Here is a 26,344-nt window from a genome sequence, read left to right as displayed (position 1 = left end):
GTGTATAGCTAGCAGATCTGATAGGTTGTGCGGGTGGATGTTTTTAAAACGGAGAGAAAATTGACGCGCCTGCTTGCACTCAGGCGCGTGCCGCTTAGTGCGTCGTTAGACCGTCCAGCGATTTATCGACGTACGCCTTAGCCAGCTCCACCAGGTGCATGACCGACAACACCAGATTGCGCGAATGCCCGCTCAAACCATTCCCCGCCTCACTCGCCGAAGCTCCCGCGCAGCGCAACAAGTCTGACGCTTGGGCCAAAGCCGCTTCTAAGTCAACGCTGTCCGGGATGGCATACGTGGCCAGATCCACGTGCCGTGGAGGCTTAGGGTCGAGCAGGTAAAAGTTGAGGGCGCGATCAGTGGCGGCGCGGTCCAACGACAGTGCATCGCACTGAGCAGCAGCGTGCAGGGGAGCAGCAGGTGGGTCTGGGACAATTTTTTTCATCGGTACAACTCCTAATCAATTGAGGAGCTGTCACCTGTCGCTACTAAACGAATAGGTGGCAGCCATGCGCAGGTTAGTAGACCGGTGATCAGGAGAACCGGCGCGCCCGAAGGCGCCCTGCGCACGGCCACCATAAAACGTGAGGCCGAAAAAAAGCGCCTCGCAAAGGTGGCGCCTTGCGCCTGATCACATCGTCGGGCTACTAAACCCAACCGCTGATGGACAGCGATGGGCCGAGACTATTCCCCGAACTGGACAGGCGCAAGCGAACGGGATTTTCTCGGAAGCTTCGCTGGATTGAAAGAGAAACGTCGTACGAAACGGCTGATTATTAGCCGTAGATCGACCCTCAGTAGCCGCTGCCTCAGGCTGCGATAAGGGCCGTAGGACCTTCGCTGATCATTGAGAGGCGCGAGCCGATGATTTGATCAAGGGGCTGGGGATTGGGCCTGATCAAAAAAAAGGTGCATTGATCAGCTCTGCGCGCAGAGACTTCAACTGAGCATTGCGCGGATCCGGGGGACTGACTAAATTGGCGCATCTGACGAGACATTTGTCTTACCTGTTTCTACGCGCAATAAAAATGGGTAGTTTGGATCTATAGTGGCTGGCGCAAAGGCCCGCTGTACGGCATCGACTGTTGGCGGTGTCGCTTAATCTGCCAAGAACAGCATTCGAGGTAATCATGTCTGTCCCGAGTATCGACTGGAGCACACTGGGCTTCAGCTACATAAAAACCGACTACCGCTACCTGTCTCACTGGAGCCAGGATCAGTGGGATGCGGGTGTCCTGTCTGAAGACAACGTGCTGCACATCAGTGAAGGCTCCACCGCCTTGCACTATGGGCAACAGTGCTTCGAAGGCCTCAAGGCTTATCGTTGCAAGGACGGCTCGATCAACCTGTTTCGTCCCGACCAGAACGCCTTGCGGATGCAACGCAGCTGCGATCGTCTGATGATGCCGAGGGTCTCGGTTGAACAGTTCATCGATGCCTGCACCCAAGTAGTCAAAGCCAACGAGCACTTCATTCCGCCGTACGGCTCGGGTGGCGCTCTCTACCTGCGGCCTTTCGTGATTGGCGTGGGCGACAACATCGGCGTGCGGACTGCACCTGAATTCATTTTCAGCGTGTTCTGCATTCCTGTTGGTGCGTACTTCAAGGGCGGCATGAAGCCTTGCGACTTCATGATTTCCGATTACGACCGCGCCGCGCCGAACGGCACCGGGGCTGCCAAAGTCGGTGGCAACTACGCTGCCAGCTTGCTGCCGGGTGCAGAAGCCAAACGCGCCGGTTTTGCTGATTGCATCTACCTGGATCCGCTGACCCATAGCTGCATCGAAGAAGTCGGTTCGGCCAACTTCTTTGCCATCACGGCGGATAAACAACTGGTTACGCCACGTTCGGCCTCGGTATTGCCAGGCATCACCCGCCTGTCATTGCTTCAACTGGCCAAAGAACGCCTGGGCTTGACCGTGGTTGAAGGGGATGTGCGGGTAGACGAACTGAGCCGCTTTACCGAAGCAGGCGCCTGTGGCACCGCTGCCGTGATCACGCCGATTGGCGGCATCCAGTACCGTGACAAGCTGCACGTTTTCCATAGCCGCGAAGTTGTGGGGCCGGTGACGCAGCAGCTGTATAAAGAGCTGACCGGTATCCAGTATGGAGACATCGAAGCGCCCGAAGGCTGGATCGTGAAGATTCAAGGGGCGTAAAGACAGGCTTGGCCATTGCCTGGCATTCAACCGCCGGACAGTGGCCAATGCTATTCATTCAAGCCTAAACGGCCGTTGGTGCAATCGCCTGCGCCAAGCGCTGCGGATTTCCTGTTGAATCGCGCCGATATGATCACGGGCAAGCCCGCTCCTACCGTTGGCGGTGCCGGCTCGTCTGGTCTGAAAAAACCGGCTGAAATCCTTGGTAGAGCAAATCTTTAACGATTTTCAGCAGGGAGAATCACTTTCACTCAGGCATTAAAAAGCCGGCTTGTGGCCGGCTTCTCGGGGGCGGGTTTGGTTTGTTTTTGGCAAACTGTGCTCGCCTTCAATCGGGACATCCAGCGCGTGGCGTCTGGGTGTGTGGGGCGTGGCGGCTTATCGCTGCCTTGCCCTGCAATCCGGCCTGCAGGGAGCAGGGGGATGCGCGAGTGCGGCGAAGCATACTGGGAATTGCTTGTATTTCCCAGTAAAAATCCCGCTTCTGTTACACCTTCTCACGCCTTTAGACCCTATTCCTCCAGTTTGTAAGGCACTGGCGGGCGGCGTTTATTCAGGGTGGACCACCAAAATACCCAGCCCAGTATCCGCAGGTGTTGCTCTTGTATCTGGAGCGCGCTGAAAAGTTCGTCCGGGTATTCTTCACGGTTGTGGCTGCGCAAGCGCAAGCCGTTGTTGGGCAGGCGGTAAACGTATTTGATCCGTAGCATGCCGTCTTGTTCGAGGGCGTAGATTTCGCCGTCAACGATTTGGGTCAGGCTGCGGTCGATGGCCACGGTTGAGCCCGCTTCAATTCGGGGAACCATGCTGTTGCCGATCATGGGGGCGCACATGGCCTGCTCTGGGCTGACGTCCATGGTGTGCAAGATAGACGAGGTCAGAGGTATCCGGCATTCCGGTATCTGGGCCACGTGGGTTTTTCCTGAGCCACAGGCATTCAGCACTTCGCTGTAAAACGGTACGTCGATGTCACGGGTGTTGCAGGGGGCGGTGCTGGTGTGTGAGGTTGCAAGGTGCTGATCTGGCGTTGAATGACGCGCTGTATGGCTGATGCTCGGGGCTCCCGGATGTTTGCTGCCTTCACCGGTGCGCAGCCATCGGCTGTTAACGCACAACAGTTCGGCGATTTCGTCCAGGCGGGCCATGGGGATGCCACGCTTGAACCAGTTGTTGACATGCTGCGGCGTGACGCGGCGATTGGCAGCGAAGTCCGAAGCGGATAAATGGCACTCCCGCAGGAGGGTTCTGAGGCGATCACCGGATGTATTCATGAATGCGGAGTTTACGGAGAAGGCGACACTGTTTAAATAAACTAAACGTTCAAAAAAAACAGGTAAAAAGAGATGAGTCCTCGCCTTAAAACGATATTTCCTACTTGATTCCTCAGTGCATTCAACTGGCATGAACAGGTTGTGTTTCAGTGCGTTTAGGCAGGCATAAAAAAACCCCGGCGAGCCGGGGTTTTTAGCGCGTTGAGCAAGCTGCTGGAGCCTGCCGGTCTGCACTTAGCCTTTGTAGGCAGCAACCGATTTGGTGATCTCGGCGCGGGCAGCTTCAGCGTCGCCCCAACCTTCGATCTTCACCCATTTGCCTTTTTCGAGATCTTTGTAGTTCTCGAAGAAGTGCTGGATCTGTTGAATCAGCAGCGGTGGCAGGTCGGTGTACTCTTTCACGTCAACGTACAGTTGGGACAGCTTGTCGTGAGGCACTGCTACTACTTTGGCATCGCCGCCGCCGTCGTCAGTCATGTGCAGGATGCCAACTGGACGTGCACGGATAACCGAACCTGGCGCTACCGGGTAAGGGGTCACGACCAGCACGTCGAGGGGGTCACCGTCGTCGGCCAGGGTGTTCGGGATGAAGCCGTAGTTGGCTGGGTAGAACATCGGGGTGGCCATGAAGCGGTCAACGAACAGGCAATCGCTGTCTTTGTCGATTTCATATTTGATCGGCGCGTGGTTAGCCGGAATCTCGATGGCGACGTAGATGTCATTCGGCAGGTCTTTGCCAGCCGGAATCTTGCTGTAGCTCATTGGGCGGTGCCCCCGTGTGTAGGCCAGTTTGCTTGGCCGATTTGGCCAAAAAGTGGCGGCGATTATAGGCGTATTCCTATAACCGCGTCACGCATGGCCGTTCAGTGATGTGCGCGGTATTCGGGGTGCTCGCTTTGCAACTTGCGTAGCCGGGCCAGGGTGTCCTGACGATAAAACAGGCTGAGTTGCTGATAAACCAGCGGGTAGACGTGGTGCAGCAGGTCTGGTGCGCTGAAGAAGTATTCGCTGGTGACCGCAAAGAACTCAGCCGGGTTTTCGGCGGCATAGGGATCGATGGGGGCGTGGTCGGGGTTGTGGTGGTCCAGGTAGTGATTGAGGTGGTCGAAGGCTTGTTGCATGTCCTTGGTCCAGTCGCTCACCTGCATGTTGCTGTGCAGCGGCGGCATGCCGTTGGCGGCGCCATTGAGCATGTCGAGCTTGTGCGCCAGTTCGTGAATCACCAGGTTGTAACCTTCCCAGCCACCACTGGCCAGCACGCCCGGCCAGGCCAATATCACCGGCCCATGTTGCCAGGCCTCACCGCTGTGGGTGCCTTGCCATTCGTGTTCGACGCCACTGGCGTCGCGATGACGCTGCGGGCTGATGAAGTCATCGGGGTACAGGACGATTTCGTGAAAGCCCTGATACCAGTCCAGATCGCCCAGGTTGAGCAGCGGCAGTTGTGCCTGAGCGGCCAGGAGGAGCTGGCCCTCTTGCGTGAGTTCGACCCCGGGCATGGGCGTCAGGTGTTTTTCCTTGAGGAACAACACACTGCTTTCGCGCAGCCATTTGTCCTGCGCGTCGTCCAGCCCGTCGAGAATACTCAGGTGTTGGCGCACGTCATGCCACACGTCTGCCGCAACCGGGTGTTGCGCCAGAATCCGCTGGCGCCGCCATTCACTCAGAGACCACATAGGGCGCTCCCCAATTAGGCTTTAGACGGGCTGCGGCCCATGCGGCTGCGGATCACGCCAATAATCATCGGCACCAGTGACAGCAAAATGATGCCCACCACCAGCAGCGACAGGTTGGATTTGATGAAGGGCACGTTGCCGAAGAAGTAACCCAGGGTGACCAGGCCGCCGACCCAAAGGATGGTGCCAAATACGCTGAACATAAAGAAGCGCGGGTAGAACATGCGTGCCACGCCCGCCACAAATGGGGCGAAGGTGCGGAAAATCGGCAGGAAACGCGCCATGGTCACGGTTTTGCCGCCATGACGTTCGTAGAAGTCGTGGGTTTTTTGCAGGTAATCGCGACGAAAAATCTTCGAGTCCGGATTACTGAACAAGCGTTCGCCTGCCGTTCGTCCTATGACGTAGTTGGTGCTGTCACCCAATATCGCCGCCAGCATCAAGAGGCCGGCCAGTAACACAGGATCCATACCGCCACCGGCGGCTACGGCGCCGGCGATAAACAGCAACGAATCACCTGGCAGGAACGGCATGACAACCAGACCGGTTTCACAAAAGATCACCAGAAACAGGATGGCGTAGATCCACACTCCGTAGTCTCTTACCAGCATGTCCAGGTACACATCGAGGTGCAGGATAATGTCGATCGGGTTGAAATCCATGTATGGCACCTGTCTTGATGACCCGGCTCAGCAGGTCTGTGCGGGGGGTAGGTATTTAACTACAGTGGATGTAGTTTTTTCGTACATTTTGAACCGAAAGGATTATACGGATTGAAGCGGATTGTGCTGCTCGAGTTTGTAGCGAAGCGTGTATTTAGTCGCACGTAACACGGCGTGGGAGCTGCCGAAGGCGGCGATCTTTTGATTTTAAAGACCCAAAGATCGCCGCCTTCGGCAGCTCCTGCGCGATTATAGGTTTGGTTTTACTTGCCCTTCAGCAAAAAATTTTCGTTCGGCGCAGCTACGTCCAAGGTCTGAACCTGCGCCTCGTCCTTCAAATTTACCCCCGACAATTGCCGACGACAGGCTTCGCGCATCAGGTACGCCAGCCGATGAGCGGCCATGCCATAACTCAGGCCCTCAAGCCGCACGTTGGAGATGCAGTTGCGATACGCATCGGTCAAACCGACCTTGGGCGCATAAGTGAAATACAGCCCCAGGCTGTCGGGCGAGCTTAAGCCCGGGCGCTCGCCAATCAGCATCACCACCATTTTGGCGCCCAGCAGTTCGCCGATCTCATCGGCCACCGCGACTCGCCCTTGTTCCACCAAAACCACCGGCGACAAACGCCAGCCTTCCGTGGCGAAGTGCGCTTCCATGCGCTCCAAAAAGGGCAGCGTGTGGCGATGAACGGCCAGCGCCGATAACCCGTCGGCCACCACCACGACCACGTCAAAACCGCCCGCATTGGCTTGGGCGTAGTCGCGCAATTGCTGTGCCGACTCTTCGTTGAGTTTGCGCCCCAGGTCGGGCCGTTGCAGATAGCTGTGGCGATCAATGGCAGCGCTGTGCACCAGCAAACTGTCGCGTCCGCGCTCGGCAAACTGGCGGCTCAGCCCTGCATGATCAAACGGCAGGTGCACGGCGTCCCGTGCTTGGGCGTGGGCGAATTGAAAATCCAGCTGCGCTTGGGTCGGCATGCTGGTGCCCGTGCGCCCCAGCGCAATACGTGCCGGGGTCAGGCGACGCAGTTCCAGCCAAGGGTTGAGGCTGTCTGTCGGCGTAGTGTCCATCTTCAGCGCCCTCCCAAATGAGCCAGTGCCTGACGAAATGCTGGAGGCAATTGCTGGCCGAATTCGATCCGGCCATCGCTCTGAGTGAAAATTCCGACTTTGCCAAGCCACTGTTCAAACTCGGGCGCAGGTTTTAATCCCAGGGTTTTTCGGGCGTAGAGCGCGTCATGGAAGGAAGTCGTCTGATAGTTGAGCATGATGTCGTCCGACCCCGGAATGCCCATGATGAAGTTGATCCCGGCCACGCCTAGCAGCGTCAGCAGGTTGTCCATGTCGTCCTGATCGGCTTCGGCATGGTTGGTATAACAAATGTCGCAGCCCATCGGTACGCCCAGCAACTTGCCACAAAAGTGGTCTTCGAGCCCGGCGCGGATGATTTGTTTGCCGTTATACAGGTACTCGGGCCCGATAAAGCCCACCACGGTGTTGACCAAAAACGGCTTGAAATGCCGCGCCACGGCATAGGCCCTGGTTTCGCAGGTTTGCTGGTCGACGCCGAAATGCGCGTTGGCCGACAGCGCGCTGCCTTGGCCGGTCTCGAAGTACATCAGGTTATTGCCCAAGGTGCCGCGATTGAGGCTTAAGCCTGCCTCGTAACCTTCCTGCAGCACATTCAGATTAATCCCGAAGCTGGCATTGGCGGCTTCGGTGCCGGCAATTGACTGAAACACCAGGTCCAACGGCACGCCGCGGTTGATCGCTTCAATCGAGGTGGTGACGTGTGTCAGCACGCAAGACTGGGTCGGGATTTCATAGCGCTGAATGATCGCGTCGAGCATGTTCAGCAGGTCGCAGATCGAGGCGATGCTGTCCGTGGCCGGATTGATGCCGATCATCGCATCGCCGTTGCCGTACAACAGGCCATCGAGAATGCTCGCTGCAATACCGGCCGGATCATCCGTTGGGTGGTTGGGTTGCAGGCGGGTCGACAGGCGACCGCGCAGGCCCATGGTGCCGCGAAACCGGGTGACCACGCGGATCTTCTGGGCCACCAGAATCAAGTCCTGAACGCGCATGATCTTCGACACTGCGGCGACCATTTCCGGGGTCAGTCCGTGGGCCAGTGCGCGCAAGCTGTGTTCACCGGCTGCATCACTGAGCAGCCAGTCACGAAAACCGCCTACGGTCAGGTGGCTGACGGGCGCAAAGGCAATCAGGTCGTGGCTGTCGATAATCAGCCGCGTCACTTCGTCTGATTCGTAAGGAATCAATACTTCTTGCAGGAAGTACGAAAGCGGGATGTTAGCCAGCGCCATTTGCGCGGCGACACGTTCGCCGTCATTGAGCGCGGCAACGCCGGCCAGAAAATCCCCGGAGCGGGCCGGGCTGGCTTTGGCCATGACGTCTTTGAGGCTGTCAAAACGGTAAGTCTGTGTACCCACCGCATGAGAAAAAGTTGCCATACAAGGTGCTCCTTAACGCCAGGCGCGGCGCGCCTGGCGGGATTCTCAGCGACTAGTGCAGGGATTGCTCAGCCTGTTGAATGGCCGCGAATTCCTCTTCCGGCGTACCGGCCACCAAGTGATGTCGACTGTAAAAAGCAAAGTAGGCAATTAATACGCCATAGATCACTGCAGCGCCAATCACAACGCGTGGATCCACCAGAAAGCCTGCGACCACAGCCACGCAAGCCAGCACCAAAGCGGTGCCCGAGGTGAAAATACCACCTGGCGTGCGATACGGACGCTCCATTTTGGGGCGGCGAATGCGCAGGGTAATGTGCGCAGCCATCATCAATACGTAGGAAATGGTCGCGCCAAACACCGCCACCAGAATCAGCAAATCGCCCTGACCGGTCAGCGACAGGCCAAAGCCGATGATTCCGGGGATGATCAACGCCAGTACCGGGGCTTTGCTTTTGTTGGTTTCTGACAGTTTGCGCGGCAAGTAGCCCGCACGAGATAGGGCAAATATCTGGCGCGAGTAGGCGTAAATGATCGAGAAGAAGCTGGCGATCAAGCCCGCCAGACCGACCAGATTGACGAAGCCGCCCATCCAGGTTGAGCCACCATATGACGTGCTCAACGCTTCAACCAGCGGGTTGCCCGAAGCCATCAAGTGATGCGCTCCGGCGCCGCCTGGGCCGATGATCAGGATCAGCAGCGCAAAGGTCACGAGTACCAGCATGGCGCCAATCAGGCCGCGCGGCAGGTCGCGCTTGGGGTTTTTGGTCTCTTCGGCTGCCAGCGGCACGCCTTCGACGGCGAGGAAAAACCAGATCGCATAGGGGATGGCCGCCCACACGCCGACATAACCAAACGGCAAGAACGGGCTGGCGCCCTTGGCCTCAGTCACGGGAATGTCCAGCAGGTTGGCGACGCTGAAGTGCGGCACCATCGAGACCAGAAACACGCCCAAGGCAATGGCGGCCACGGCGGTGATGATGAACATCAGCTTGAGTGCTTCACCGACGCCGAAGATGTGGATGCCGATAAAAATGATGTAGAAGGCCAGGTAAATCATCCAGCCGCCGATGCCGAATAACGACTCGCAATACGCGCCGATAAACACGGCGATGGCCGCGGGGGCAATGGCGTATTCAATCAGGATCGCGGTGCCGGTCAGAAACCCGCCCCACGGGCCGAAAGCGCTGCGGGCAAAGCCATAGCCGCCGCCTGCCGTGGGAATCATCGAAGACAGTTCGGCCAGCGAAAAGCACATGCACAGGTACATGGTGGCCATCAGCAAGGTGGCGATAAACATTCCGCCCCAGCCGCCCTGGGCCAGACCGAAGTTCCAGCCGGCGTAGTCGCCGGAGATCACGTACGCCACACCCAGGCCTACCAGCAGGACCCAGCCCGCGGCGCCTTTTTTCAGTTCTCGTTGTTGAAAATATTCGGAGCCGACCTTTTCAAAGTCGACAGAGGAGGGGGCTGCCGAAGCAGCATTGGAGTCGCTAGGCATGTCAGTTCACCTGTTCTTTTATAGTTTGAAAAAATATGACAGGGAGCAAAGCAAGAGCTGGGCCAAAGGCGCGGTTTAGAGCGTTAGGCACGCCATTGGGAGCGGGCTTGCTCGCGATAGGATCGACTCGTATTGACTGAAAAGCCGAGTCGTCTGCATCGCGAGCGATTCCGCTCTCACAAAGGGGGAGGGTTGGTTAGAAGAAACCCAGCGGATTGATGTCGTAGCTCACTAGCAGGTTTTTGGTCTGCTGATAGTGATCGAGCATCATTTTGTGGGTTTCACGGCCGACACCGGACTTTTTGTAGCCACCGAACGCGGCATGCGCCGGGTACAAGTGGTAGCAGTTGGTCCACACGCGACCGGCCTTGATAGCGCGGCCCACGCGGTAGGCGCGATTGATGTCGCGGGTCCACAAGCCAGCGCCCAGACCGAACTCGGTGTCGTTGGCAATCGCCAGCGCTTCGGCTTCGTCTTTGAAGGTGGTGATGCTGACCACCGGGCCAAAGATTTCTTCCTGGAAGACGCGCATTTTGTTGGTGCCCTTGAGCAGCGTCGGCTGGATGTAATAGCCCGTCGACAGATCGCCTTCGAGCTTGGCCACCTGGCCGCCGGTCAGCAGCTCGGCGCCTTCGGCCTTGGCGATTTCAAGGTAGGACAGGATCTTGTCGAATTGCTGCTCGGACGCCTGAGCGCCGACCATGGTGTCGGTGTCCAGCGGGTCACCACGTTTGATCGACTCAACCTTTTTCATCACCACTTTCATGAAGTCGTCGTAGATCGACTCTTGAATCAGTGCGCGAGAAGGGCATGTGCACACTTCGCCCTGGTTGAAGAACGCCAGCACCAACCCTTCGGCGGCCTTTTCAATAAAGGTCGGCTCGGCCTGCATGATGTCGGCGAAGAAAATGTTCGGCGATTTGCCACCCAGTTCCACGGTCGACGGGATGATGTTCTCGGCCGCACATTTCATGATGTGCGAGCCTACTGGCGTCGAGCCGGTGAAGGCGATTTTGGCGATGCGTTTGCTGGTGGCAAGTGCTTCGCCTGCTTCTTTGCCGAAACCTTGCACTACGTTGAGCACGCCCGGTGGCAGCAGGTCGCCGATCAGCTCCATGAACACGGTGATGCTCAGCGGCGTTTGCTCGGCCGGTTTGAGCACGATGCAGTTACCGGCAGCCAGCGCCGGGGCCAGCTTCCAGGCGGCCATCAGCAGCGGGAAGTTCCACGGGATGATTTGTCCAACCACTCCCAGCGGCTCATGGATGTGATAAGCCACGGTGTTGCCATCAATTTCGGCCGCGCTGCCTTCTTGTGCGCGGATACAACCGGCGTAATAGCGGAAGTGGTCGGCGGCCAGTGGCACGTCAGCGTTCAGGGTTTCGCGTACCGCTTTACCGTTGTCCCAGGTTTCGGTCACGGCCAGCAGTTCGAGGTTTTGTTCGATGCGATCAGCGATCTTGAGCAGTACCAGCGAGCGCGCCTGCACGGAGGTTGCACCCCAGGCATCGGCTGCAGCGTGGGCGGCATCAAGGGCTTTTTCGATGTCTTCGGCGGTTGAGCGGGGGAATTCGGCGATGGGCTTGCCGTTCACAGGCGAGGTGTTGGTGAAGTACTGGCCTTTGACGGGTGCCACGAATTCGCCACCGATGTAATTACCGTAGCGGCTTTTGAACGAGACCACCGAGCCTTCAGTACCGGGTTGTGCGTAACGCATGGAGTGTCTCCTTGGCTTTATTGTGCTTATGGGAGGACGCGCTGTGGCGCTGCCCAAAATGGCAGCAAAGGCTGGGCCAAATCGCTACACCCCTTTTAAAACGGGGGTTTTTGGTGCTCAGGCGGCGCTTGGCGCGCAGTCGTTGTGACACCCTTGGTACAGCTGAAGTGACACTGTGTGCCAAAAATGAAACAGCCGATGACCGACGAGTCAGTTCGAGATTGCAATGCGCTGGGCGCAAGAGGATGCTGGGCATTCGGTTTGGACTGGGTCTCGGTTGTCGCAGAGGGTGGTTTTTTCTGCGCCCATGGGCCGTCGTGACAGAGCGGAGAACAATAAAAATGCACAGTACCGATTTAAATCGGCATGCCCGACAAGTCATCAATGTCATCCAGGGTCGTCCTCAAGGATGTGACCCGTCTATCGTTCGCTCCTGGCAGCGTTGCCTGGAGGACTACCACCTCGACCCCGCGCAGAACATCGCCCCGACAGTGCTTGAGCACGGCCGCATTCTCGAAGGCCGCGAGCGGTTGCAGCAGGTGCTGCAAATTGCCGGGCACGAAATGAACAGCCTGCATCAGCAGCTTTCAGGTGCGGGGCATGCGGTACTGCTGACCGACGCGCGCGGAGTCATTCTGAACTGCATCACGGCGCCCACTGAACGCAAAATTTTCGAGCACGCGGGGCTGTGGCTCGGCGCGGACTGGAGTGAGGCCCGCGAGGGCACCAACGGAATCGGCACCTGTCTGGTAGAGCGCCAGGCCCTGAGTATTTATCAGGACGAACATTTTCGTGGTCGTCATACCGGTCTCACCTGCTCGGCCAGTCCGGTGTTCGACCCGCACGGTGAGTTGCTGGCGGTGCTGGATGTGTCCTCTGCGCGGCATGAAGCCTCGCGCCAGAGCCAGTTTCACACCATGGCGCTGGTCAACCTCGCGGCCAAAACCATAGAAAGCAGTTACTTCCTGCGCCAATACGAACAGCAATGGTTGCTGCGCTTTCATTTACAGGCTGAGTCTGTGGGATTGTTCAGTGAGGGCATACTGGCGTTTGATGGCGACGGGGTGATCTGCGCGATCAATCAAAGCGGCCTCAACCTGTTGGGGTATGCGCGTGGCAATCTGCTTGGGCAGACCGTAGACAGCGTGTTCGATTGCCCTCGCGACGAGCTTTTCGCCCGCGCCAGCGCGCAAGCCAGCACCCGCTGGCCGTTGCGCACCTTCGATGGACGACGCTTGTTTGCGGCGCTGCGCGGCCAGCCGCGTGCAGAGCCGGTATTTGTTGCGCCAGCGCCTGAGCCGGTACGGTCGCCCTTGAGTGGCATCTGCCTGGGCGATGAAGCACTGCAAACCGATTTTCGCCGGGCGCTGCGGGTGTTCGAACGTGACGTACCGCTGTTGATCAATGGCGAAACCGGGTCGGGCAAAGAAGCGTTTGCCAAGGCCGTGCATCATGCCAGCGCTCGTGCCGAAAAACCGTTTGTGGCGCTTAACTGTGCCTCGATTCCGGAGAGCCTGATCGAAAGCGAACTGTTCGGTTATCGCGGCGGCAGTTTTACCGGGGCGCGTAAAGAAGGCATGCAGGGCAAGTTGCAGCAGGCAGATGGCGGTACCTTGTTTCTGGATGAAATTGGCGACATGCCGCTGGTGCTGCAAACCCGTCTGTTAAGAGTGCTGGAAGACCGCATGGTGGTGCCGATTGGTGGCGAGCCGCAGGCGGTTGACGTGCGGATTGTCAGTGCGACCCACCGCAACTTGCAGGAACGGGTGGCAGACGGCAGCTTCCGTGAAGACTTGTACTACCGCCTCAATGGCTTGGAAGTGGGCTTGCCAGCGCTGCGCGATCGCACTGACAAATCGCAGTTGTTGGACTTTTTGCTGGCCCAGGAAGCCGCAGGGCAGTGTCTTTCCATCCGCCCTGCGGCGCGTCAGGCGTTGCTGGACTTCCAATGGCCGGGCAACGTGCGGCAACTGCGTAACGTGCTGCGAACCCTGGCGGCACTGTGCGAAGGGCAGATGATCGAGTTTGACGACCTGCCAGTGGCTATTCGCCAGGCACCGGTTAAATCCGCCGAACCGGGCTCTGAGCATCCGTTGGACGACGCGGAAAAGCGGGCTTTGCTGGTGGCGCTGGAACTGCACCGCTGGCACATGACCCAGACCGCCGCGCAACTGGGCGTCAGCCGCAATACCCTGTATAGAAAGCTGCGCAAGCATGGGATCGAGCGCTGAAGGCCAACGTGCTCGCTCTCCATGAACGAGCACTTTTAGCGTGCATGTCAGCGGCTATGTTTTTTAGCTCAATCGAAGATCTCGATTGATAACAGGAGGCAAATTTTTGGCAGAATCTAATTTGATGAGTTTAATGTCTGAGTAAATATTAGGTTTTAATACAATATTTTCGTTTTTTTCAATAAAGTTGATGAGCGGCTTGTGCTTTGTATGGGTATAGAAGCTGGTAAATGTAAAGTCCTTGTCGATGCCGTGAACTTTAAGGTGTGGGTTTTTTAAATACACGGCAACGACGCTTCCTGCTTTTCTTTTGGCGCGAAATGGTGAAAATTTTCCTGCATAGAATTTGGCGGTTCTTGGTTTGCGAGTGATATAGAACCCATTGCCATATGTATGGCTGCCTTTGTTTTTGGGTTGATAGTCAGCTCTTAAACCACTCTCCATCAGTTGGGCTATCTTCTTTTTGTTACCTCCGTGGTAGCCAACAAAGACGCTGCCGTCCTCCAAGACTTCCTTTACCTGTGGGTTTACTGTTTTGCTGGCACCCTTAGAGATTTTGGGAATGAAACTGAAAAAATTATTAATGGCATTGGTTGCCTCAGGATCAATAAAGTTGATTGGATCTCCTGTGCAGTAGGTATAACTGTTAATACCGCCGCTATCAAAAGGGCTTAACAGGTCGGGACTGTTGAATCTCATCAATACAGGGTTGTATGCCCTGCGCCCTCTTCCTAGTAAATAATGGCCAGTTAGAACGTCTTGGCGTTCTCCGGTGTAGCCCAATAGAGAGAGCGAAGTCTTATTCGCAATGCTAAAGCCATACGCCGTGTAGGCGCGTTGCTCGTTGTCTACTGGGCCGCTTGTTACCAGAGGGGAGTTCTGGGTGTCACAAGCGAGCAGCACCGTGTCTTTGATTCCGTTGTGCGCACGGTGCTGGGCTATCACTCTGTTTTCGCCCATCATCCTCATAAGCGTCGTGCTTGCAGCCCCTTGAACTTGCGTCGCCAGCCTATTTTCGGCATACAGGTAGGTCGTAGTGCTGGATTCGGCTGGATACGATTGGGTGAGTAATCGATTCAAAGGGTCATAGAGATACTGGCACCGAACAGCTTTAAGTGGATCTTTCATCAGAACCTCCTCCTGGTTTTCCCCTCCCCATTGTCCTCGGCTGATTAGGTACCCGGTACTGGTAGAAGTGATAGGTGCATCGGGCCGAGAGAGGAATGGAAGGATTGGACGCTGTCGAAACGCTTTTTCTGCTGGGGCCTTTCAGCTAGTGAGTGCGAAAAGCAGCCCTCTAAGCTACCCTTCGCCGATGATTTACGAGGTCGACTATGCACATTCATATTCTCGGTATTTGCGGCACTTTCATGGGTTCGCTGGCGGTGTTGGCCAAAGAGCTGGGCCATCACGTGACGGGTTCTGACGCTAACGTCTATCCGCCAATGAGCACCCAGCTGCAAGCTCAAGGCATTGAATTGACCCAGGGTTACGACCCGGCGCAGCTCAATCCTGCTCCCGATCTGGTGGTCATCGGCAACGCGCTGTCGCGTGGTAACCCGGCCGTTGAATACGTGCTCAATAAAGGCCTGCCTTATGTGTCCGGCCCGCAATGGCTGGCGGACCATGTGCTGCAAGGCCGCTGGGTGCTGGCTGTGGCCGGTACGCATGGCAAAACCACGACCAGCAGCATGCTGGCCTGGGTGCTCGAGCACGCGGGCATGGCGCCGGGCTTCCTGATCGGCGGTGTGCCGCAAAACTTTGCCGTCTCGGCCCGTTTGGGGGATACCCCGTTTTTCGTCGTTGAGGCCGATGAATATGACAGCGCGTTCTTCGACAAGCGTTCCAAGTTCGTTCACTACCGCCCTCGCACCGCGATCCTCAATAACCTTGAGTTCGATCACGCTGATATCTTCCCCGATTTGCCAGCGATTGAGCGTCAATTCCATCACTTGGTACGCACCATCCCGAGTGAAGGGCTGGTGATTCATCCCACCACCGAACCTGCTTTGCAGCGTGTGATTGAGATGGGCTGCTGGACCCCGGTGCAAACCACTGGCGAAGGCGGCCAATGGCAAGCTCGGCTATTGAGTGAAGACGGCTCGCACTTTGAAGTGCTGTTTGAAGGGGCAGTTCAAGGCGCGGTCGAGTGGGACATGACCGGTCAGCACAATGTGGCCAACGCCTTGGCCACCCTGGCGGCAGCCCGCCATGTGGGCGTGGTGCCGAGCCTTGCGATTGACGCCCTGAGCGCCTTTAAAAGCGTGAAGCGGCGCATGGAAAAAGTCGCTGAGGTGCACGGCATTACGATCTACGACGACTTTGCTCACCATCCAACGGCCATTGCGACCACGCTCGACGGCTTGCGCAAGCGGATTGGCGATGCGCCGCTGATCGCGGTGATCGAGCCGCGCTCCAATTCCATGAAGCTGGGCGCACACCGTGATGGCTTGCCGCAGAGTGTGGTTCAGGCCGATCACGTAGTGTGGTACGCGCCGGCCAATCTGGGTTGGGATTTGGCGGCGACGGTGGCATCAAGCCCCGTACCGACGCTGGTTTGCGACTCGTTGGAGGCCATTATTGCTGACGTTAAAGCCCAGGCTAAACCCGGTACCCACGTAGTGATCATGAGCAACGGCGGTTTTGGCGGCCTGCATGGCAAATTAGCGGACGCGCTGCTATGAGCGGCCCGGAGCGCATCACCCTGGCTGTGACAGGCGCCTCAGGCATGCCCTACGCGTTGCGTCTGCTCGATTGCCTGGTTCGGGAAGACCGCGAAGTTCACTTCCTGATTTCCAAAGCGGCGCAATTGGTCATGGCGACCGAAACCGACGTGAGCCTGCCACCCAAGCCACAAACCATGCAGACTTTTCTGACCGAGTACACCGGTGCGGCTGCCGGACAGATTCGGGTGTATGGCAAGGAAGACTGGATGTCGCCGGTGGCGTCGGGCTCCGGGGCACCGGCTGCGATGGTCGTGGTGCCGTGTTCGACGGGCACACTGTCGGCGATTGCCACCGGAGCCTGCAACAACCTGATTGAGCGGGCAGCCGATGTAACGCTTAAAGAGCGTCGCCAGTTGATCCTCGTGCCGCGTGAGGCGCCGTACTCCAGTATCCATCTGGAAAACATGCTCAAGCTCTCGAACATGGGCGCCGTCATCTTGCCTGCGTCCCCTGGTTTTTATCACCAACCGCAAACCATCGATGACTTGGTGGACTTTGTGGTGGCGCGGATTCTTAACCTGCTCAACATTCCGCAAGACATGCTCCCGCGCTGGGGCGAGCATCACGTGGGCGGCGATGAGTAAGGCGCTGCTGACAGTCCTGATGCTCATGCACATCGGCGGTTGTGCCAGCGTTCGTACGCTGGATGCCGCCAAGCCTGGGGCGCCGGTTGTGTACTCGGGCACGCGGCTGGATTGGTATGCGTTGCAGGGCGGGTGCTGTGCGCAGGACCATTTTGGCGCGCAAGCCCCGCGCTATCCGGGGTTGGACCTGCCAGCCAGTGCCTTGCTGGACACGGTGTTGTTGCCGTTGTCAGTGTTGACGGTGCTGGGTGTGGGGGTGAGTGCGACAGGTGGGCTTTGATTAATGTATTTGTCTGAGTGTTGATTAAAGGCTGAAGTCTGGGATTCATTTTTAATATATACGTGCAGGCCTTACTTTTGGTGTGGGCTAGCGTTTAATAACAAGCCCGATATAAATACGCTGTAGGGGTGCTAATAACGCTCATCAGGATGAGGCGTGTTCATTGATAAGAACGTTTGTGCGGTCATTACAACAAGTGATGTACAGCTAAATAGCGGGATGGCGCAAAGTTATGAGTTTATTCAGCATCTCACCTTGCAGGAACTAAGTTTGCCAGGGGCGCACAATAGCGTCATGGATAGAAAGGCGCGCTTTTCTGATCTGTTTGAAAGCAATATTGAAAAAGGTCAGCGCAAGGCGGGTTGAGCGTGAGTGACAGGTTCATGGGGCTGACGTGTCGGATCGGTCAGCCCCTTGAAAAACGAACCTTGCGCGTAGGATTTACTTGCCCAACTTGCGCAACTCATCCGACTCCACCACCCGCACGCCTTTCTGATCTTCCAGTGCCAAACGCCAGAGTGCCCGGGCCAATTGGCACGCTTCAATGCCGTGGTACTTGCCCGGTATCAGTTTGGAAAGCGTCCCGGCAATTTTTTCAACGGGGCGTTCTTCCTGGCGCTCGCCAATCAACAATGATGGGCGGGCGATGGTCAATTGCGGCCAGCCCTGAGCGCGCAAGGTTTGCTCCATCTCACCTTTGACCCGGTTATAGAACACTGAGGATTTTGGATCGGCGCCCACTGCGCTAATGACGATCAGGTGCTTTGCACCCATTTCCAGTGCGCGCTTGGCAAATGCCGTGACCATGTCGTGATCCACGCCACGAAACGCTTCTTCCGAGCCAGCCTGTTTGATGGTAGTCCCCAGGCAGCAGAAGGCTACATCCACCGGGCCACTGAGCTGGGGCAGAAACACCGCTGGGTCACCCACCGGGTTTTCCAGATGCGGGTGGGCGGCCAACGGTTTACGTGAAGGGGCCAGCACGCGTTTGATGGTGGGCTCGTTGAGCAAGCGGTCGAGCAAAAGCTCACCCGTCAGGCCGGTGGCTCCTGCGAGCAGGATATGCTGAGGCGTCAAGTACATGCGATTTCTCCCTTGATACATGCAGCTTAGTCCTTCTTTGTAGGCTTGCTGTTCAACCTATTTATTGCAAAGCCCGTTTGGCTTGTTGCTGGCGCAGCTGTTGCCAGTGGTTCAAAACGCCTTTTGGAGCCCATATTTGGGGCTCGGATGCTTCGTAGCCGTCAGTCTGCTCGCGTTCAGCGATGGTTTCCCTGGCCAGCTTGAAGGCTTTCTGCAAGTCGTCGGTCTGGTTCAGTGCCTGCGCGAACAAAGCATTGCCGAAATACGTGAAGTCGGCTTCTTCCGAGCAGCCGAAGGACACCCGGTCCTCACGCGAGGCGGTCATGATCAGGGTTCTTTCATCCTTGAGTGCCGGGATGAAGCCGCCTGAATAGCAGGATGAAATCACAATGATCTTGTCGCGATTCTTCAGGGGGGCCAGGGCGGCGGCTAATTCGTCGGCGGGCAGGTCGGCCAGTTCCAGTCGTGGCTGGTCCAGCACCAACTCATGTTCTTGCGTGCCGTGACTGGTCAGGTAGATAAATACCAGGTCTTGCGGGCCGGTGCGCTCGGCCAGGGTTTTGGCTGCGCGGTGCAGGTTTTCGCGGGTGGCCATGGGGCGATCCATCAGATGGTCGCGATGGTTGACCAGCGTGACATGGCCGCGGCTGCCAAAACGGTTGGCGAGCATCTCGTTGACATAGTCGGCCTCGCGCATGAAAACGCTTTGTTTGCCATCGCCCGCTACCACCAGGCTGTACAGCTCAATGTCCGGGGTTGAGGCAGGAACTGCCTCCAGCGCCTGATTGAGTAACTCGCCCTGATTGAGCAAGCCGAGCTCTAGCGGGTCGGGCAACACCTTCCCTTTGGCGTCGCGCACCCGCTGGCCGTTGATCCAGTAACCGCTTTCGACGGTGCCGTCACTCAAGGTCAGGGTGCCGTTGCCCTGATAAGTGTCTGCGGCAAAGTCACCGACATAGGTACTGCCATCGGCCATGCTCAGATGGCCAGGGCCATTGAAGCGCCACTCGTTGAACATGCCGCGATAGTGGCTGCCATCAATGCCGATCAGTTCACCTTTGCCGGTGAGCGCGCCGTCTTTGAATTCGCCGATCCAGACATCGCCGTCAGCGTTTTCATAACGGCCTTTGCCGTTCAGTTGGTTGTTTTTGAACGCCCCGACGTATTGGTCGCCATCGGCGCTGTTGAAAATACCGTTACCTTCGAGTTGGCCATTAACGAAGTGGCCGCTGAATTCATTGCCGGTGGCATCGCTACGCTTGCCTTCGCCGTTGGGCTTGCCCTTGGCGAACTGACCCTGATACTGGCTGCCGTCCTCCAGTTCCAGGTGGCCGAGCCCAGAGAACTCATCATCTTTGAACTCGCCGCGATAGCTCATGCCGCCTTCTTTAAGCGTGCCTTCACCGTCGCGCCGGCCGTTCTTGAAGCCGCCGACATAACTGCTGTTGTGGGTGCTCAGGCTGCCTTGGCCATTGAACAGGCCTTGCTCGAAATGCCCGACATAGACCTCACCATTGCTGCCATGCCACTCACCCTGGCCCTGCCATTGACCATTTTTGAACTGCCCGGCGTACCAACTGCCGTTGGGGTAGTCGATACGGCCCTGACCTTGCAGTAACCCATTGACCACTTCACCCCGATAGCGACCGCCGTCGGGCAGGCGTGCGTCAGGCGGCAATAGCGATTCGCCATCGCCGCAGGCCGTCAGTAGCAGGGTCAAAGCAAGGGGAGCAAGTGGGCGCATAACGGGATCCGGATAGTTAGGCTGCCGAGTATGCCGCAGCAATGGAAGCTGTCTATAGGAGCAGATGAAACATGCGTACATATTCTTGGTTTCAGCACCGGTGAGAGCAGAGCGTGATCCGTTTCGGTGAGGTTTGCCGGGACGTGCTTATAATGCGGCGCAAAAAAAATCGCTGGAGATCAGAGATGTTGTTACGCGGCCTGACATGGCTGGTGCTTTTTCAATTGCTTGGCACCGCCCTCAATCACTTGTTCATTTCCGTGCTGCCCGGGCCGATTATCGGCTTGCTGCTGCTATTGGCGTATCTGCTGGTGTCTGGCCAGGTCAGTGAGCCCTTGAGCGAGGCGGCCAAAGGCCTGCTGCGTTATCTGCCTCTGTTGCTGGTACCGCCTGCGGTCGGGGTGATGGTCTATGCGGCTGATATCGCAGCCGATTTTTGGGCCATTGCGGGTGCGTTGGTCTTGTCTCTGTTGATCTCGATGGCGTTTGTCGGTGTGTTGATGCAGCGTTTGCTCAAGCCTCACAGCAAGCGCGAGGAGCGGCCATGAGCGTTGAATGGCAAGCTGCCTGGCAGTCCGTGATCCATCATCCGTTATTTGGTATCGGTATTACCCTGGGCGCCTACCAGTTGGTGCTCGCGGCATATGAAAAAACCCGGTTGATCTTTCTACAGCCGGTGCTGGCCAGCATGCTGCTGGTGATCGGGGTGCTTGTCAGCTGTGGCCTGTCCTATGCCGAATACCGCAAGAGCACCGAAATTCTGAGCATCTTGCTGGGCCCGGCCACGGTGGCGCTGGCGGTGCCGCTGTATCTCAACCTGCGACGAATTCGTCAGCTGTTCTGGCCCATTTTTACTACGCTGGTGATTGGCGGAGTGTTGGCGACCGGGTTGGTGGTGCTGCTGGCGTGGTGGTTTGGTGCCGAACACATGATGCTGATGACCTTGGCGCCCAAGTCGGTGACCTCGCCGATTGCGATGCTGGTGGCCGAACAAATTGGCGGTGTGGCCGCGCTGGCTGCAGTGTTTGTACTGATCACAGGGGTGATTGGTGCGATTTTCGGGCCGGGCCTGTTGAACCTGCTGGGCGTGCACAGCCCAGAAGCGCGCGGCATGGCGCTGGGCATGACGGCTCACGCCGTGGGCACCTCGGTGGCCTTGCATGAAGGCGAGGAGTGCGGCGCTTTTGCGGCGTTGGCGATGAGTTTAATGGGCGTGGGCACGGCGGTGTTTTTGCCGTTGGCCGTGACTCTCGTGGTGTAAGGAGGGCTTTATGAAATTGCCGCTGTTCCCCTTGAGTACCGTGCTTTTTCCCGGGTGTGTGCTGGATTTGCAGATTTTCGAAGCCCGCTACCTCGACATGATCGCCCGCTGCTTGAAGCAAGGCACCGGCTTTGGGGTGGTGTGCATTCTTGAAGGCAGTGAAGTCGGCCAAGCCCCGCAAGACATTGCCGTGGTCGGCTGTGAGGCGCTGATTCGTGATTTCCAGAAGCAGGAAAACGGCTTGCTGGGGATTCGCGTCGAAGGTGGGCGCCGGTTTGAGGTGCTGAGCACCGAGTTGCAGCGCGACCAGTTGCTGATAGCCGAAGTGGAATGGTTGGATGAGATCCCGGAGCAGCCGCTCCAGGATGAAGACCAAGACCTTTTGGCGTTGCTCAAGGCCTTGGCAGAACACCCGATGGTGGCTGCGCTGAACATGAGGACCGACGTCGCGGGTCAGCAATCACTGGCTAACCAACTGGCCTATCTGCTGCCTTTTGCCGAAGAGGACAAGATTGACTTGCTGCAGGTTGATGACCCGCAGCAGCGTCTGGACGGGATTCAAGCCCTGCTCGATGAAATGCAGGGCGAAATGCTCAGCTAATCCTCGCCCAGCTTATGTAGGCGTGAGTTGGCTCGCGATCTGTTGATCTTTCAAAAGATCGCGGGGCTCCCGAGCGTACAAGGCAAGGGGCATTCAATAGGCGTAGCGCAGCATCTCTTTGGACAAATGGCCCAGCATGAAAAAGCCATACAGCGCCGCACACGAAGGCAAGATCATCCACCAGACTTTCTCTGGCACCGCTGTCAGCACCATGTAGCGTTGGGTCAAGGCCAGGGCGAAGGCGTTGACGGTGATGGCGAGCAGGGCACCGGCCATGATGTCAGTCGGCCAGTGAGCTCCCAGGTACACCCGCGACATGGCGACAGTTATCGCCAGCAAGCAACCCATCAGCACGCAGGTAATGCGCATGCGTTGCGGTTTTTCGCGGCCCGCCAGAATCGCCAATGCCACAAAGAAGGCAAACGCCCCTGAGCTATGGCCGCTGGGCATGCTGTAGCTGGTCAGCGGATCCACCAATACTTCAGGGCGCATGCGTGCAAAGAAGTGCTTGGTGGCGGTATTGGCCACGGCGGTAAACAGGGTGACCCCGCCGAAGAAGATCAGCGCACGCCACTGTTTGTTGAAGAACAGCCATGCACACACCAGTACTGCGGCCAACAATTGAGTACGGAAGTTGCCGATTTGCGTCACCAGCACCGCGGCCAGGTCCATGGCGCTGCTGCGGTGCTCTTGCACCAGAGCGTTGATGCCTTGGTCGAACGCGCTCATGTGCGTGTAGCCGAAGAACACCGCGATCAGCAGGGCCAGGCTCAGTGTGCCGATCAGCACGGTAGCTTTAGGTTGGCGCCGAATATTGGCATGGATGCACAGCCCCAGCAGCGCCGCGACACTCACGGCAACGATGGCGGCTTGTGGCCAGAAACCTTCGGGCAGCGGCAAGCGAATGGCTGCGCCAGTCGCCCAGCCGGGCAAAAGGTAGGCGACAGACCAGCCCGCACCGGCCAGCAAGCTCACGATGATGAAGCGTGGGATGGGCATGTCGCACATCCCGGCGACCATCGGCAGCATCGGACGCAGCGGGCCGATGAAACGGCCGACCAGCAGGCTGACGATGCCGTAGCGATGAAAGTAACTCTCGGCGCCGGCTATCCATTCTGGGTGGCTGCGCAGCAAAGGCAGGCGCCGAATATTTTGATGGAAGCGTCTGCCCAGGGCGTAAGACAGCACGTCACCCAGCAGGCCGCCGAGAAACCCCAGCAGCAATGTTTCGCCTAAGGAGAGTGCGCCGCTACCGGCCATGACCGCGATTGCAAACAGCAATACCGTGCCAGGAACGATGATCCCGACAATGGCCAGGCACTCTGTGCAGGCCACAATAAAGACCGCCAGACCCAGCCATTGCGGGTTGGCCGTCAGCCAACTGGTCACGCTATCGAGCCATGGGCCCATACTTCAACTTCCTTTTGTTTTTTGTAGAGAATCAGCCGCCCTCTGTAGGAGCGAGCTTGCCTCGCGATCTTTTGATCGTTTAAACGATCGCGAGGCAAGCTCGCGCCTATAAAGGTTCTTCGTTTCGCAACAGCAAATAATCCTGCCCTTCAACCTGACCGCGCCGCAGCGGGTTGCGGGTGCAATACGCTGCGTAATCAGCGTCGACAAATCGGTACATCAAATGTTCGTCGCGACCGTGCGGGATCCCCAGGCGTGTGGTCTGCAGGATCTTCGACGGTCGTTCTCTGACGTCATCGACCCGCAATCGTTCGGGGGCGAAACCTTTGGCATCCCATTGCGGGACTTTCAGGCCGAGGGATTTGCACAGCAATGTCTGCCCCGCGCACAGTTTGTGCTCGTTACGGGGTTGGCCTTTGGCATCCGGGTTGTTGAGTTGCATCTGCGCCAGGCTCTCGGGGCCGGACAGTTCGTCCAGCCATGGGTGCGCGGATTTAATCAGTACAGCATTGCCGGGCCCGTGGGCGCTGAAGTTCAGCGAGTCGCCACCGCGCGCGTAGTACATGTAGATGTGTCCGCCATCCAGAAACAAAGCCTTACGCTTTTCTGTGTACCCTAGCGACGCATGGCTGCCTTTTTCGGCGCAGTAATACGCTTCGGTCTCGATAATGCGGGCACTGAGCCACAGTCCGTTGACCTTGTGACGTATGACCTTGCCCAGCAGTTCGCGCGCGAGGAGCTGGGCGTCGCGATTGAAAAAGGCGTCAGGCAGCATGGTTGGCATCGTCGCAGCGGTCATTGGAGGGCTTAAAAGCACGAGAGCATAGCAAGTCATGCTTAATTGGGGCTGAACGAGGGCTATTTGCAGCCCATTTTGACCATCCGCCTGTCACCGCTGTGCGTGAGGCGGCTTGATCGCTATAATCGGCCGCTTTCCCCTCTGCCAAGACCATTGAGACCATGACTGAGTCCGTTCTTGACTACATGACCCGCCTGGGTCGCGCTGCTCGTGAAGCCTCCCGAGTGATCGGCCGTGCCAGCACTGCGCAGAAAAACCGTGCCTTGCAAGGCGCTGCGTCCGCCTTGGATGCGGCCCGTGCGCAGCTGACTGCCGCCAACGAGCTGGACCTGGCCGCTGGCCGGGCCAACGGCCTGGAGCCTGCAATGCTGGAGCGTCTGGCGCTGACCCCGGCGCGTATCGACAGCATGATTGTCGGCTTGCGCCAGGTGGCCAGTCTGCCGGACCCCATCGGGGCCATTCGTGACATGAGCTACCGTCCATCGGGGATTCAGGTGGGCAAGATGCGCGTTCCGCTGGGTGTGGTCGGGATTATCTATGAGTCGCGTCCGAACGTGACCATCGACGCCGCCAGCTTGTGCTTGAAGTCGGGTAACGCGACCATTCTGCGCGGAGGCTCTGAAGCTATTCATTCCAACCGTGCCATTGCCACCTGCATCCAGCGAGGTCTGGCCGAGGCCGGGCTGCCGCCGGCGGTGGTACAAGTGGTTGAAGTGACTGACCGTGCCGCTGTGGGCGCGCTGATCACCATGCCCGAGTATGTCGACGTGATCGTGCCGCGCGGTGGCAAAGGCCTGATCGAGCGCGTGAGCCGCGATGCCAAGGTGCCGGTCATCAAGCATCTGGACGGTATTTGCCATGTGTACGTCAGTGCCCACGCCGACCTGGCCAAGGCTCAGCGCATCGCTTTCAATGCCAAAACCTACCGTTATGGCATTTGCGGGGCGATGGAAACCTTGCTGGTGGATCAGGCCGTGGCGGCGCAGTTTTTGCCGGCTATGGCCGAACAGTTTCGCGCCAAGGGCGTCGAACTGCGCGGGTGTGAACGCACTCAGGCGCTGATCGACGTGGCGCCGGCGAGCGAAGAAGACTGGAACACTGAATACCTGGCCGCGATTTTGTCGATTCGTGTCGTTGATGGGCTGGATCAGGCGATTGAGCACATCAATCACTATGGCTCCCATCACACTGACTCGATCGTGACCGAGCATCAGGGCGAAGGCCGCCGTTTTATGGCCGAAGTCGATTCCAGTTCAGTGATGCTCAACACCCCAACCTGCTTCGCCGATGGATTTGAATACGGATTGGGTGCGGAGATTGGCATTTCTACTGATAAGCTGCACGCCCGCGGCCCGGTCGGTCTCGAAGGGTTGACCTGCGAGAAGTACATCGTGGTCGGTGACGGCCAGTTGCGCGGTCAGGAGCCGAGCTGACTTGGTCGACCTTAGCCCATTAGTGGGGCGGCCGGTCATCGACGTGTTACCCCGGCGCATTGGTGTGCTGGGGGGCACCTTCGACCCGGTGCATATCGGGCATTTGCGCGGTGCGCTTGAAGTGGCGGAAATGATGGAGCTCGATGAGTTGCGTCTGACCCCTAACGCCAGGCCGCCACACCGCGACACCCCTCAGGTGTCGGCGCTCGACCGTTTGGCGATGGTTGAGTGTGCTGTCGCCGGAGTAGCTACGCTGGTGGTTGACCCTCGGGAGCTGCAACGGGACAAGCCGTCCTACACCATTGATACCCTGGAACTGATGCGGGCCGAGCTGGCCGCTGATGACCAGTTGTTTTTATTGCTGGGCTGGGACGCTTTTTGCGGCCTGCCCATGTGGCACCGCTGGGAAGAGATACTCCAGCATTGCCATATCCTGGTGCTACAGCGCCCGGATGCCGACAGCGAACCGCCGGATGCCTTGCGCAACCTGCTGGCAGCGCGCTCGGTAAGCGACCCGCTGGCCCTGAAGGGGCCCGGCGGACAGATTGCATTCGTCTGGCAGACGCCGCTCGCGGTATCCGCCACCCAGATCCGTCAACTGCTGGCCAGCGGTAAGTCGGTACGTTATCTGGTGCCCGACGCGGTCCTGGCCTACATCGATGCGCACGGGCTGTACCGTGCGTCGAACTAAAAAGGCGTGTTTCAAGGCACGATTGAACGTGTATTGAAG

25 protein-coding genes are annotated in these 26,344 nt (G+C 57.9%); 11 read left to right on the top strand and 14 right to left on the bottom strand.

Going from position 1 to position 26,344, the window contains the following annotated elements:
• Window positions 1-94 precede the first annotated feature (94 nt).
• Window positions 95-445: a DUF6124 family protein gene (locus tag ACIQYF_RS13040; RefSeq protein ID WP_402861943.1), complete on the bottom strand. Its 351-nt coding sequence runs from the start codon at window positions 443-445 to the stop codon at window positions 95-97.
• A gap of 685 nt (window positions 446-1,130) precedes the next feature.
• On the opposite strand from ACIQYF_RS13040, the gene ACIQYF_RS13035 reads away from it, so the two are divergent.
• A complete protein-coding gene (locus tag ACIQYF_RS13035; protein WP_402861940.1) occupies window positions 1,131-2,159 on the top strand; it encodes a branched-chain amino acid aminotransferase in 1,029 nt (342 codons plus the stop codon).
• A 512-nt stretch (window positions 2,160-2,671) separates the two neighbouring features.
• Here ACIQYF_RS13035 and ACIQYF_RS13030 read toward each other — a convergent pair.
• The 8 genes from ACIQYF_RS13030 to ACIQYF_RS12995 form a co-directional block, all read right to left on the bottom strand.
• The gene (locus ACIQYF_RS13030; protein ID WP_402861937.1) at window positions 2,672-3,430 is read right to left on the bottom strand and encodes a helix-turn-helix transcriptional regulator; all 759 of its coding nucleotides are present in this window, start codon (window positions 3,428-3,430) and stop codon (window positions 2,672-2,674) included.
• 234 nt (window positions 3,431-3,664) lie between these two features.
• Entirely contained in the window at window positions 3,665-4,192 is a 528-nt protein-coding gene (gene ppa, locus ACIQYF_RS13025; RefSeq protein WP_016779241.1) for an inorganic diphosphatase, read from the bottom strand.
• Window positions 4,193-4,293: 101 nt separating this feature from the next.
• Complete coding sequence (locus tag ACIQYF_RS13020) at window positions 4,294-5,106, bottom strand: zinc-dependent peptidase (protein WP_402861934.1); 813 nt, start codon at window positions 5,104-5,106, stop codon at window positions 4,294-4,296.
• 14 nt (window positions 5,107-5,120) lie between these two features.
• Window positions 5,121-5,768, bottom strand: a complete 648-nt coding sequence (locus tag ACIQYF_RS13015) for a DedA family protein (RefSeq protein ID WP_402861931.1) — start codon at window positions 5,766-5,768, stop codon at window positions 5,121-5,123.
• 263 nt (window positions 5,769-6,031) lie between these two features.
• Window positions 6,032-6,841: an ethanolamine ammonia-lyase subunit EutC gene (eutC, locus tag ACIQYF_RS13010; RefSeq protein ID WP_402861928.1), complete on the bottom strand. Its 810-nt coding sequence runs from the start codon at window positions 6,839-6,841 to the stop codon at window positions 6,032-6,034.
• A 2-nt stretch (window positions 6,842-6,843) separates the two neighbouring features.
• Window positions 6,844-8,244 carry an ethanolamine ammonia-lyase subunit EutB gene (locus ACIQYF_RS13005; RefSeq protein WP_402861925.1) on the bottom strand — a complete coding sequence of 467 codons (1,401 nt, stop codon included), beginning with the start codon at window positions 8,242-8,244 and terminating at the stop codon, window positions 6,844-6,846.
• Window positions 8,245-8,296: 52 nt separating this feature from the next.
• Window positions 8,297-9,745 carry an ethanolamine permease gene (eat, locus tag ACIQYF_RS13000; protein ID WP_402861922.1) on the bottom strand — a complete coding sequence of 483 codons (1,449 nt, stop codon included), beginning with the start codon at window positions 9,743-9,745 and terminating at the stop codon, window positions 8,297-8,299.
• A 196-nt stretch (window positions 9,746-9,941) separates the two neighbouring features.
• Window positions 9,942-11,462: an aldehyde dehydrogenase family protein gene (locus ACIQYF_RS12995; RefSeq protein WP_402861919.1), complete on the bottom strand. Its 1,521-nt coding sequence runs from the start codon at window positions 11,460-11,462 to the stop codon at window positions 9,942-9,944.
• Between the two features lie 341 nt (window positions 11,463-11,803).
• Between ACIQYF_RS12995 and ACIQYF_RS12990 the strand changes: the two genes are divergently transcribed.
• Window positions 11,804-13,693 (top strand): sigma-54-dependent Fis family transcriptional regulator, encoded by a 1,890-nt coding sequence (locus ACIQYF_RS12990; RefSeq protein WP_402861916.1) that lies wholly within the window; start codon window positions 11,804-11,806, stop codon window positions 13,691-13,693.
• A gap of 63 nt (window positions 13,694-13,756) precedes the next feature.
• Here ACIQYF_RS12990 and ACIQYF_RS12985 read toward each other — a convergent pair whose 3' ends face one another.
• Window positions 13,757-14,821 (bottom strand): RHS repeat-associated core domain-containing protein, encoded by a 1,065-nt coding sequence (locus ACIQYF_RS12985; protein ID WP_402861913.1) that lies wholly within the window; start codon window positions 14,819-14,821, stop codon window positions 13,757-13,759.
• A gap of 206 nt (window positions 14,822-15,027) precedes the next feature.
• Here ACIQYF_RS12985 and mpl point away from each other — a divergent pair, with 206 nt between their 5' ends.
• The 4 genes from mpl to ACIQYF_RS12965 all read left to right on the top strand — a co-directional run bounded on the left by mpl (window position 15,028) and on the right by ACIQYF_RS12965 (window position 17,649).
• Window positions 15,028-16,377, top strand: a complete 1,350-nt coding sequence (mpl, locus tag ACIQYF_RS12980) for a UDP-N-acetylmuramate:L-alanyl-gamma-D-glutamyl-meso-diaminopimelate ligase (RefSeq protein WP_402861910.1) — start codon at window positions 15,028-15,030, stop codon at window positions 16,375-16,377.
• Window positions 16,374-17,003 carry a flavin prenyltransferase UbiX gene (gene ubiX / locus ACIQYF_RS12975; protein ID WP_402861907.1) on the top strand — a complete coding sequence of 210 codons (630 nt, stop codon included), beginning with the start codon at window positions 16,374-16,376 and terminating at the stop codon, window positions 17,001-17,003. Before mpl ends, ubiX begins: the two co-directional genes overlap by 4 nt.
• Window positions 16,996-17,283, top strand: a complete 288-nt coding sequence (locus tag ACIQYF_RS12970) for a YceK/YidQ family lipoprotein (RefSeq protein ID WP_402861904.1) — start codon at window positions 16,996-16,998, stop codon at window positions 17,281-17,283. The genes ubiX and ACIQYF_RS12970 overlap by 8 nt, the downstream gene beginning before the upstream one ends.
• Before the next feature lie 156 nt (window positions 17,284-17,439).
• The gene (locus tag ACIQYF_RS12965; protein ID WP_402861901.1) at window positions 17,440-17,649 is read left to right on the top strand and encodes a hypothetical protein; all 210 of its coding nucleotides are present in this window, start codon (window positions 17,440-17,442) and stop codon (window positions 17,647-17,649) included.
• 75 nt (window positions 17,650-17,724) lie between these two features.
• Here ACIQYF_RS12965 and ACIQYF_RS12960 read toward each other — a convergent pair whose 3' ends face one another.
• Both ACIQYF_RS12960 and ACIQYF_RS12955 read right to left on the bottom strand, forming a co-directional pair.
• On the bottom strand, window positions 17,725-18,366 hold the full coding sequence (locus ACIQYF_RS12960; RefSeq protein ID WP_402861898.1) for an oxidoreductase: 642 nt from the start codon (window positions 18,364-18,366) through the stop codon (window positions 17,725-17,727).
• 61 nt (window positions 18,367-18,427) lie between these two features.
• Window positions 18,428-20,110, bottom strand: coding sequence for a C13 family peptidase (locus ACIQYF_RS12955; RefSeq protein WP_402861895.1), 1,683 nt, complete (start codon window positions 20,108-20,110; stop codon window positions 18,428-18,430).
• 185 nt (window positions 20,111-20,295) lie between these two features.
• Between ACIQYF_RS12955 and ACIQYF_RS12950 the strand changes: the two genes are divergently transcribed.
• The 3 genes from ACIQYF_RS12950 to ACIQYF_RS12940 are packed head-to-tail and all read left to right on the top strand — an operon-like array spanning window position 20,296 to window position 21,972.
• Window positions 20,296-20,658, top strand: a complete 363-nt coding sequence (locus ACIQYF_RS12950; RefSeq protein ID WP_402861892.1) for a CidA/LrgA family protein — start codon at window positions 20,296-20,298, stop codon at window positions 20,656-20,658.
• A complete protein-coding gene (locus ACIQYF_RS12945) occupies window positions 20,655-21,371 on the top strand; it encodes an LrgB family protein (RefSeq protein ID WP_402861889.1) in 717 nt (238 codons plus the stop codon). The genes ACIQYF_RS12950 and ACIQYF_RS12945 overlap by 4 nt, the downstream gene beginning before the upstream one ends.
• A gap of 10 nt (window positions 21,372-21,381) precedes the next feature.
• Window positions 21,382-21,972, top strand: coding sequence for an LON peptidase substrate-binding domain-containing protein (locus tag ACIQYF_RS12940; protein ID WP_402861886.1), 591 nt, complete (start codon window positions 21,382-21,384; stop codon window positions 21,970-21,972).
• A 93-nt stretch (window positions 21,973-22,065) separates the two neighbouring features.
• Here the strand turns inward: ACIQYF_RS12940 and ACIQYF_RS12935 are convergent, their stop codons facing one another.
• Window positions 22,066-23,382, bottom strand: coding sequence for a bifunctional DedA family/phosphatase PAP2 family protein (locus ACIQYF_RS12935; protein WP_402861883.1), 1,317 nt, complete (start codon window positions 23,380-23,382; stop codon window positions 22,066-22,068).
• A 106-nt stretch (window positions 23,383-23,488) separates the two neighbouring features.
• Window positions 23,489-24,166 (bottom strand): DNA-3-methyladenine glycosylase, encoded by a 678-nt coding sequence (locus ACIQYF_RS12930; protein WP_402861969.1) that lies wholly within the window; start codon window positions 24,164-24,166, stop codon window positions 23,489-23,491.
• A gap of 176 nt (window positions 24,167-24,342) precedes the next feature.
• On the opposite strand from ACIQYF_RS12930, the gene ACIQYF_RS12925 reads away from it, so the two are divergent.
• The gene (locus ACIQYF_RS12925) at window positions 24,343-25,614 is read left to right on the top strand and encodes a glutamate-5-semialdehyde dehydrogenase (protein ID WP_402861880.1); all 1,272 of its coding nucleotides are present in this window, start codon (window positions 24,343-24,345) and stop codon (window positions 25,612-25,614) included.
• 22 nt (window positions 25,615-25,636) lie between these two features.
• The gene (gene nadD, locus ACIQYF_RS12920; protein ID WP_402861966.1) at window positions 25,637-26,305 is read left to right on the top strand and encodes a nicotinate-nucleotide adenylyltransferase; all 669 of its coding nucleotides are present in this window, start codon (window positions 25,637-25,639) and stop codon (window positions 26,303-26,305) included.
• The last annotated feature ends 39 nt before the right edge of the window (window positions 26,306-26,344 follow it).

The organism is Pseudomonas sp. NPDC096917 (assembly GCF_044762555.1).
Lineage (GTDB): Bacteria > Pseudomonadota > Gammaproteobacteria > Pseudomonadales > Pseudomonadaceae > Aquipseudomonas.
This window is presented reverse-complemented; position numbering and strand designations above follow the sequence as displayed.

Bases quoted from the DNA above. Each gene is read 5' to 3' on its own strand.
- ACIQYF_RS13040 (WP_402861943.1), bottom strand. From the start codon at position 445: ATGAAAAAAATTGTCCCAGACCCACCTGCTGCTCCCCTGCACGCTGCT.
- ACIQYF_RS13035 (WP_402861940.1), top strand. From the start codon at position 1,131: ATGTCTGTCCCGAGTATCGACTGGAGCACACTGGGCTTCAGCTACATA.
- ACIQYF_RS13030 (WP_402861937.1), bottom strand. From the start codon at position 3,430: ATGAATACATCCGGTGATCGCCTCAGAACCCTCCTGCGGGAGTGCCAT.
- ppa (WP_016779241.1), bottom strand. From the start codon at position 4,192: ATGAGCTACAGCAAGATTCCGGCTGGCAAAGACCTGCCGAATGACATC.
- ACIQYF_RS13020 (WP_402861934.1), bottom strand. From the start codon at position 5,106: ATGTGGTCTCTGAGTGAATGGCGGCGCCAGCGGATTCTGGCGCAACAC.
- ACIQYF_RS13015 (WP_402861931.1), bottom strand. From the start codon at position 5,768: ATGGATTTCAACCCGATCGACATTATCCTGCACCTCGATGTGTACCTG.
- eutC (WP_402861928.1), bottom strand. From the start codon at position 6,841: ATGGACACTACGCCGACAGACAGCCTCAACCCTTGGCTGGAACTGCGT.
- ACIQYF_RS13005 (WP_402861925.1), bottom strand. From the start codon at position 8,244: ATGGCAACTTTTTCTCATGCGGTGGGTACACAGACTTACCGTTTTGAC.
- eat (WP_402861922.1), bottom strand. From the start codon at position 9,745: ATGCCTAGCGACTCCAATGCTGCTTCGGCAGCCCCCTCCTCTGTCGAC.
- ACIQYF_RS12995 (WP_402861919.1), bottom strand. From the start codon at position 11,462: ATGCGTTACGCACAACCCGGTACTGAAGGCTCGGTGGTCTCGTTCAAA.
- ACIQYF_RS12990 (WP_402861916.1), top strand. From the start codon at position 11,804: ATGCACAGTACCGATTTAAATCGGCATGCCCGACAAGTCATCAATGTC.
- ACIQYF_RS12985 (WP_402861913.1), bottom strand. From the start codon at position 14,821: ATGAAAGATCCACTTAAAGCTGTTCGGTGCCAGTATCTCTATGACCCT.
- mpl (WP_402861910.1), top strand. From the start codon at position 15,028: ATGCACATTCATATTCTCGGTATTTGCGGCACTTTCATGGGTTCGCTG.
- ubiX (WP_402861907.1), top strand. From the start codon at position 16,374: ATGAGCGGCCCGGAGCGCATCACCCTGGCTGTGACAGGCGCCTCAGGC.
- ACIQYF_RS12970 (WP_402861904.1), top strand. From the start codon at position 16,996: ATGAGTAAGGCGCTGCTGACAGTCCTGATGCTCATGCACATCGGCGGT.
- ACIQYF_RS12960 (WP_402861898.1), bottom strand. From the start codon at position 18,366: ATGTACTTGACGCCTCAGCATATCCTGCTCGCAGGAGCCACCGGCCTG.
- ACIQYF_RS12955 (WP_402861895.1), bottom strand. From the start codon at position 20,110: ATGCGCCCACTTGCTCCCCTTGCTTTGACCCTGCTACTGACGGCCTGC.
- ACIQYF_RS12950 (WP_402861892.1), top strand. From the start codon at position 20,296: ATGTTGTTACGCGGCCTGACATGGCTGGTGCTTTTTCAATTGCTTGGC.
- ACIQYF_RS12945 (WP_402861889.1), top strand. From the start codon at position 20,655: ATGAGCGTTGAATGGCAAGCTGCCTGGCAGTCCGTGATCCATCATCCG.
- ACIQYF_RS12940 (WP_402861886.1), top strand. From the start codon at position 21,382: ATGAAATTGCCGCTGTTCCCCTTGAGTACCGTGCTTTTTCCCGGGTGT.
- ACIQYF_RS12935 (WP_402861883.1), bottom strand. From the start codon at position 23,382: ATGGGCCCATGGCTCGATAGCGTGACCAGTTGGCTGACGGCCAACCCG.
- ACIQYF_RS12930 (WP_402861969.1), bottom strand. From the start codon at position 24,166: ATGCCAACCATGCTGCCTGACGCCTTTTTCAATCGCGACGCCCAGCTC.
- ACIQYF_RS12925 (WP_402861880.1), top strand. From the start codon at position 24,343: ATGACTGAGTCCGTTCTTGACTACATGACCCGCCTGGGTCGCGCTGCT.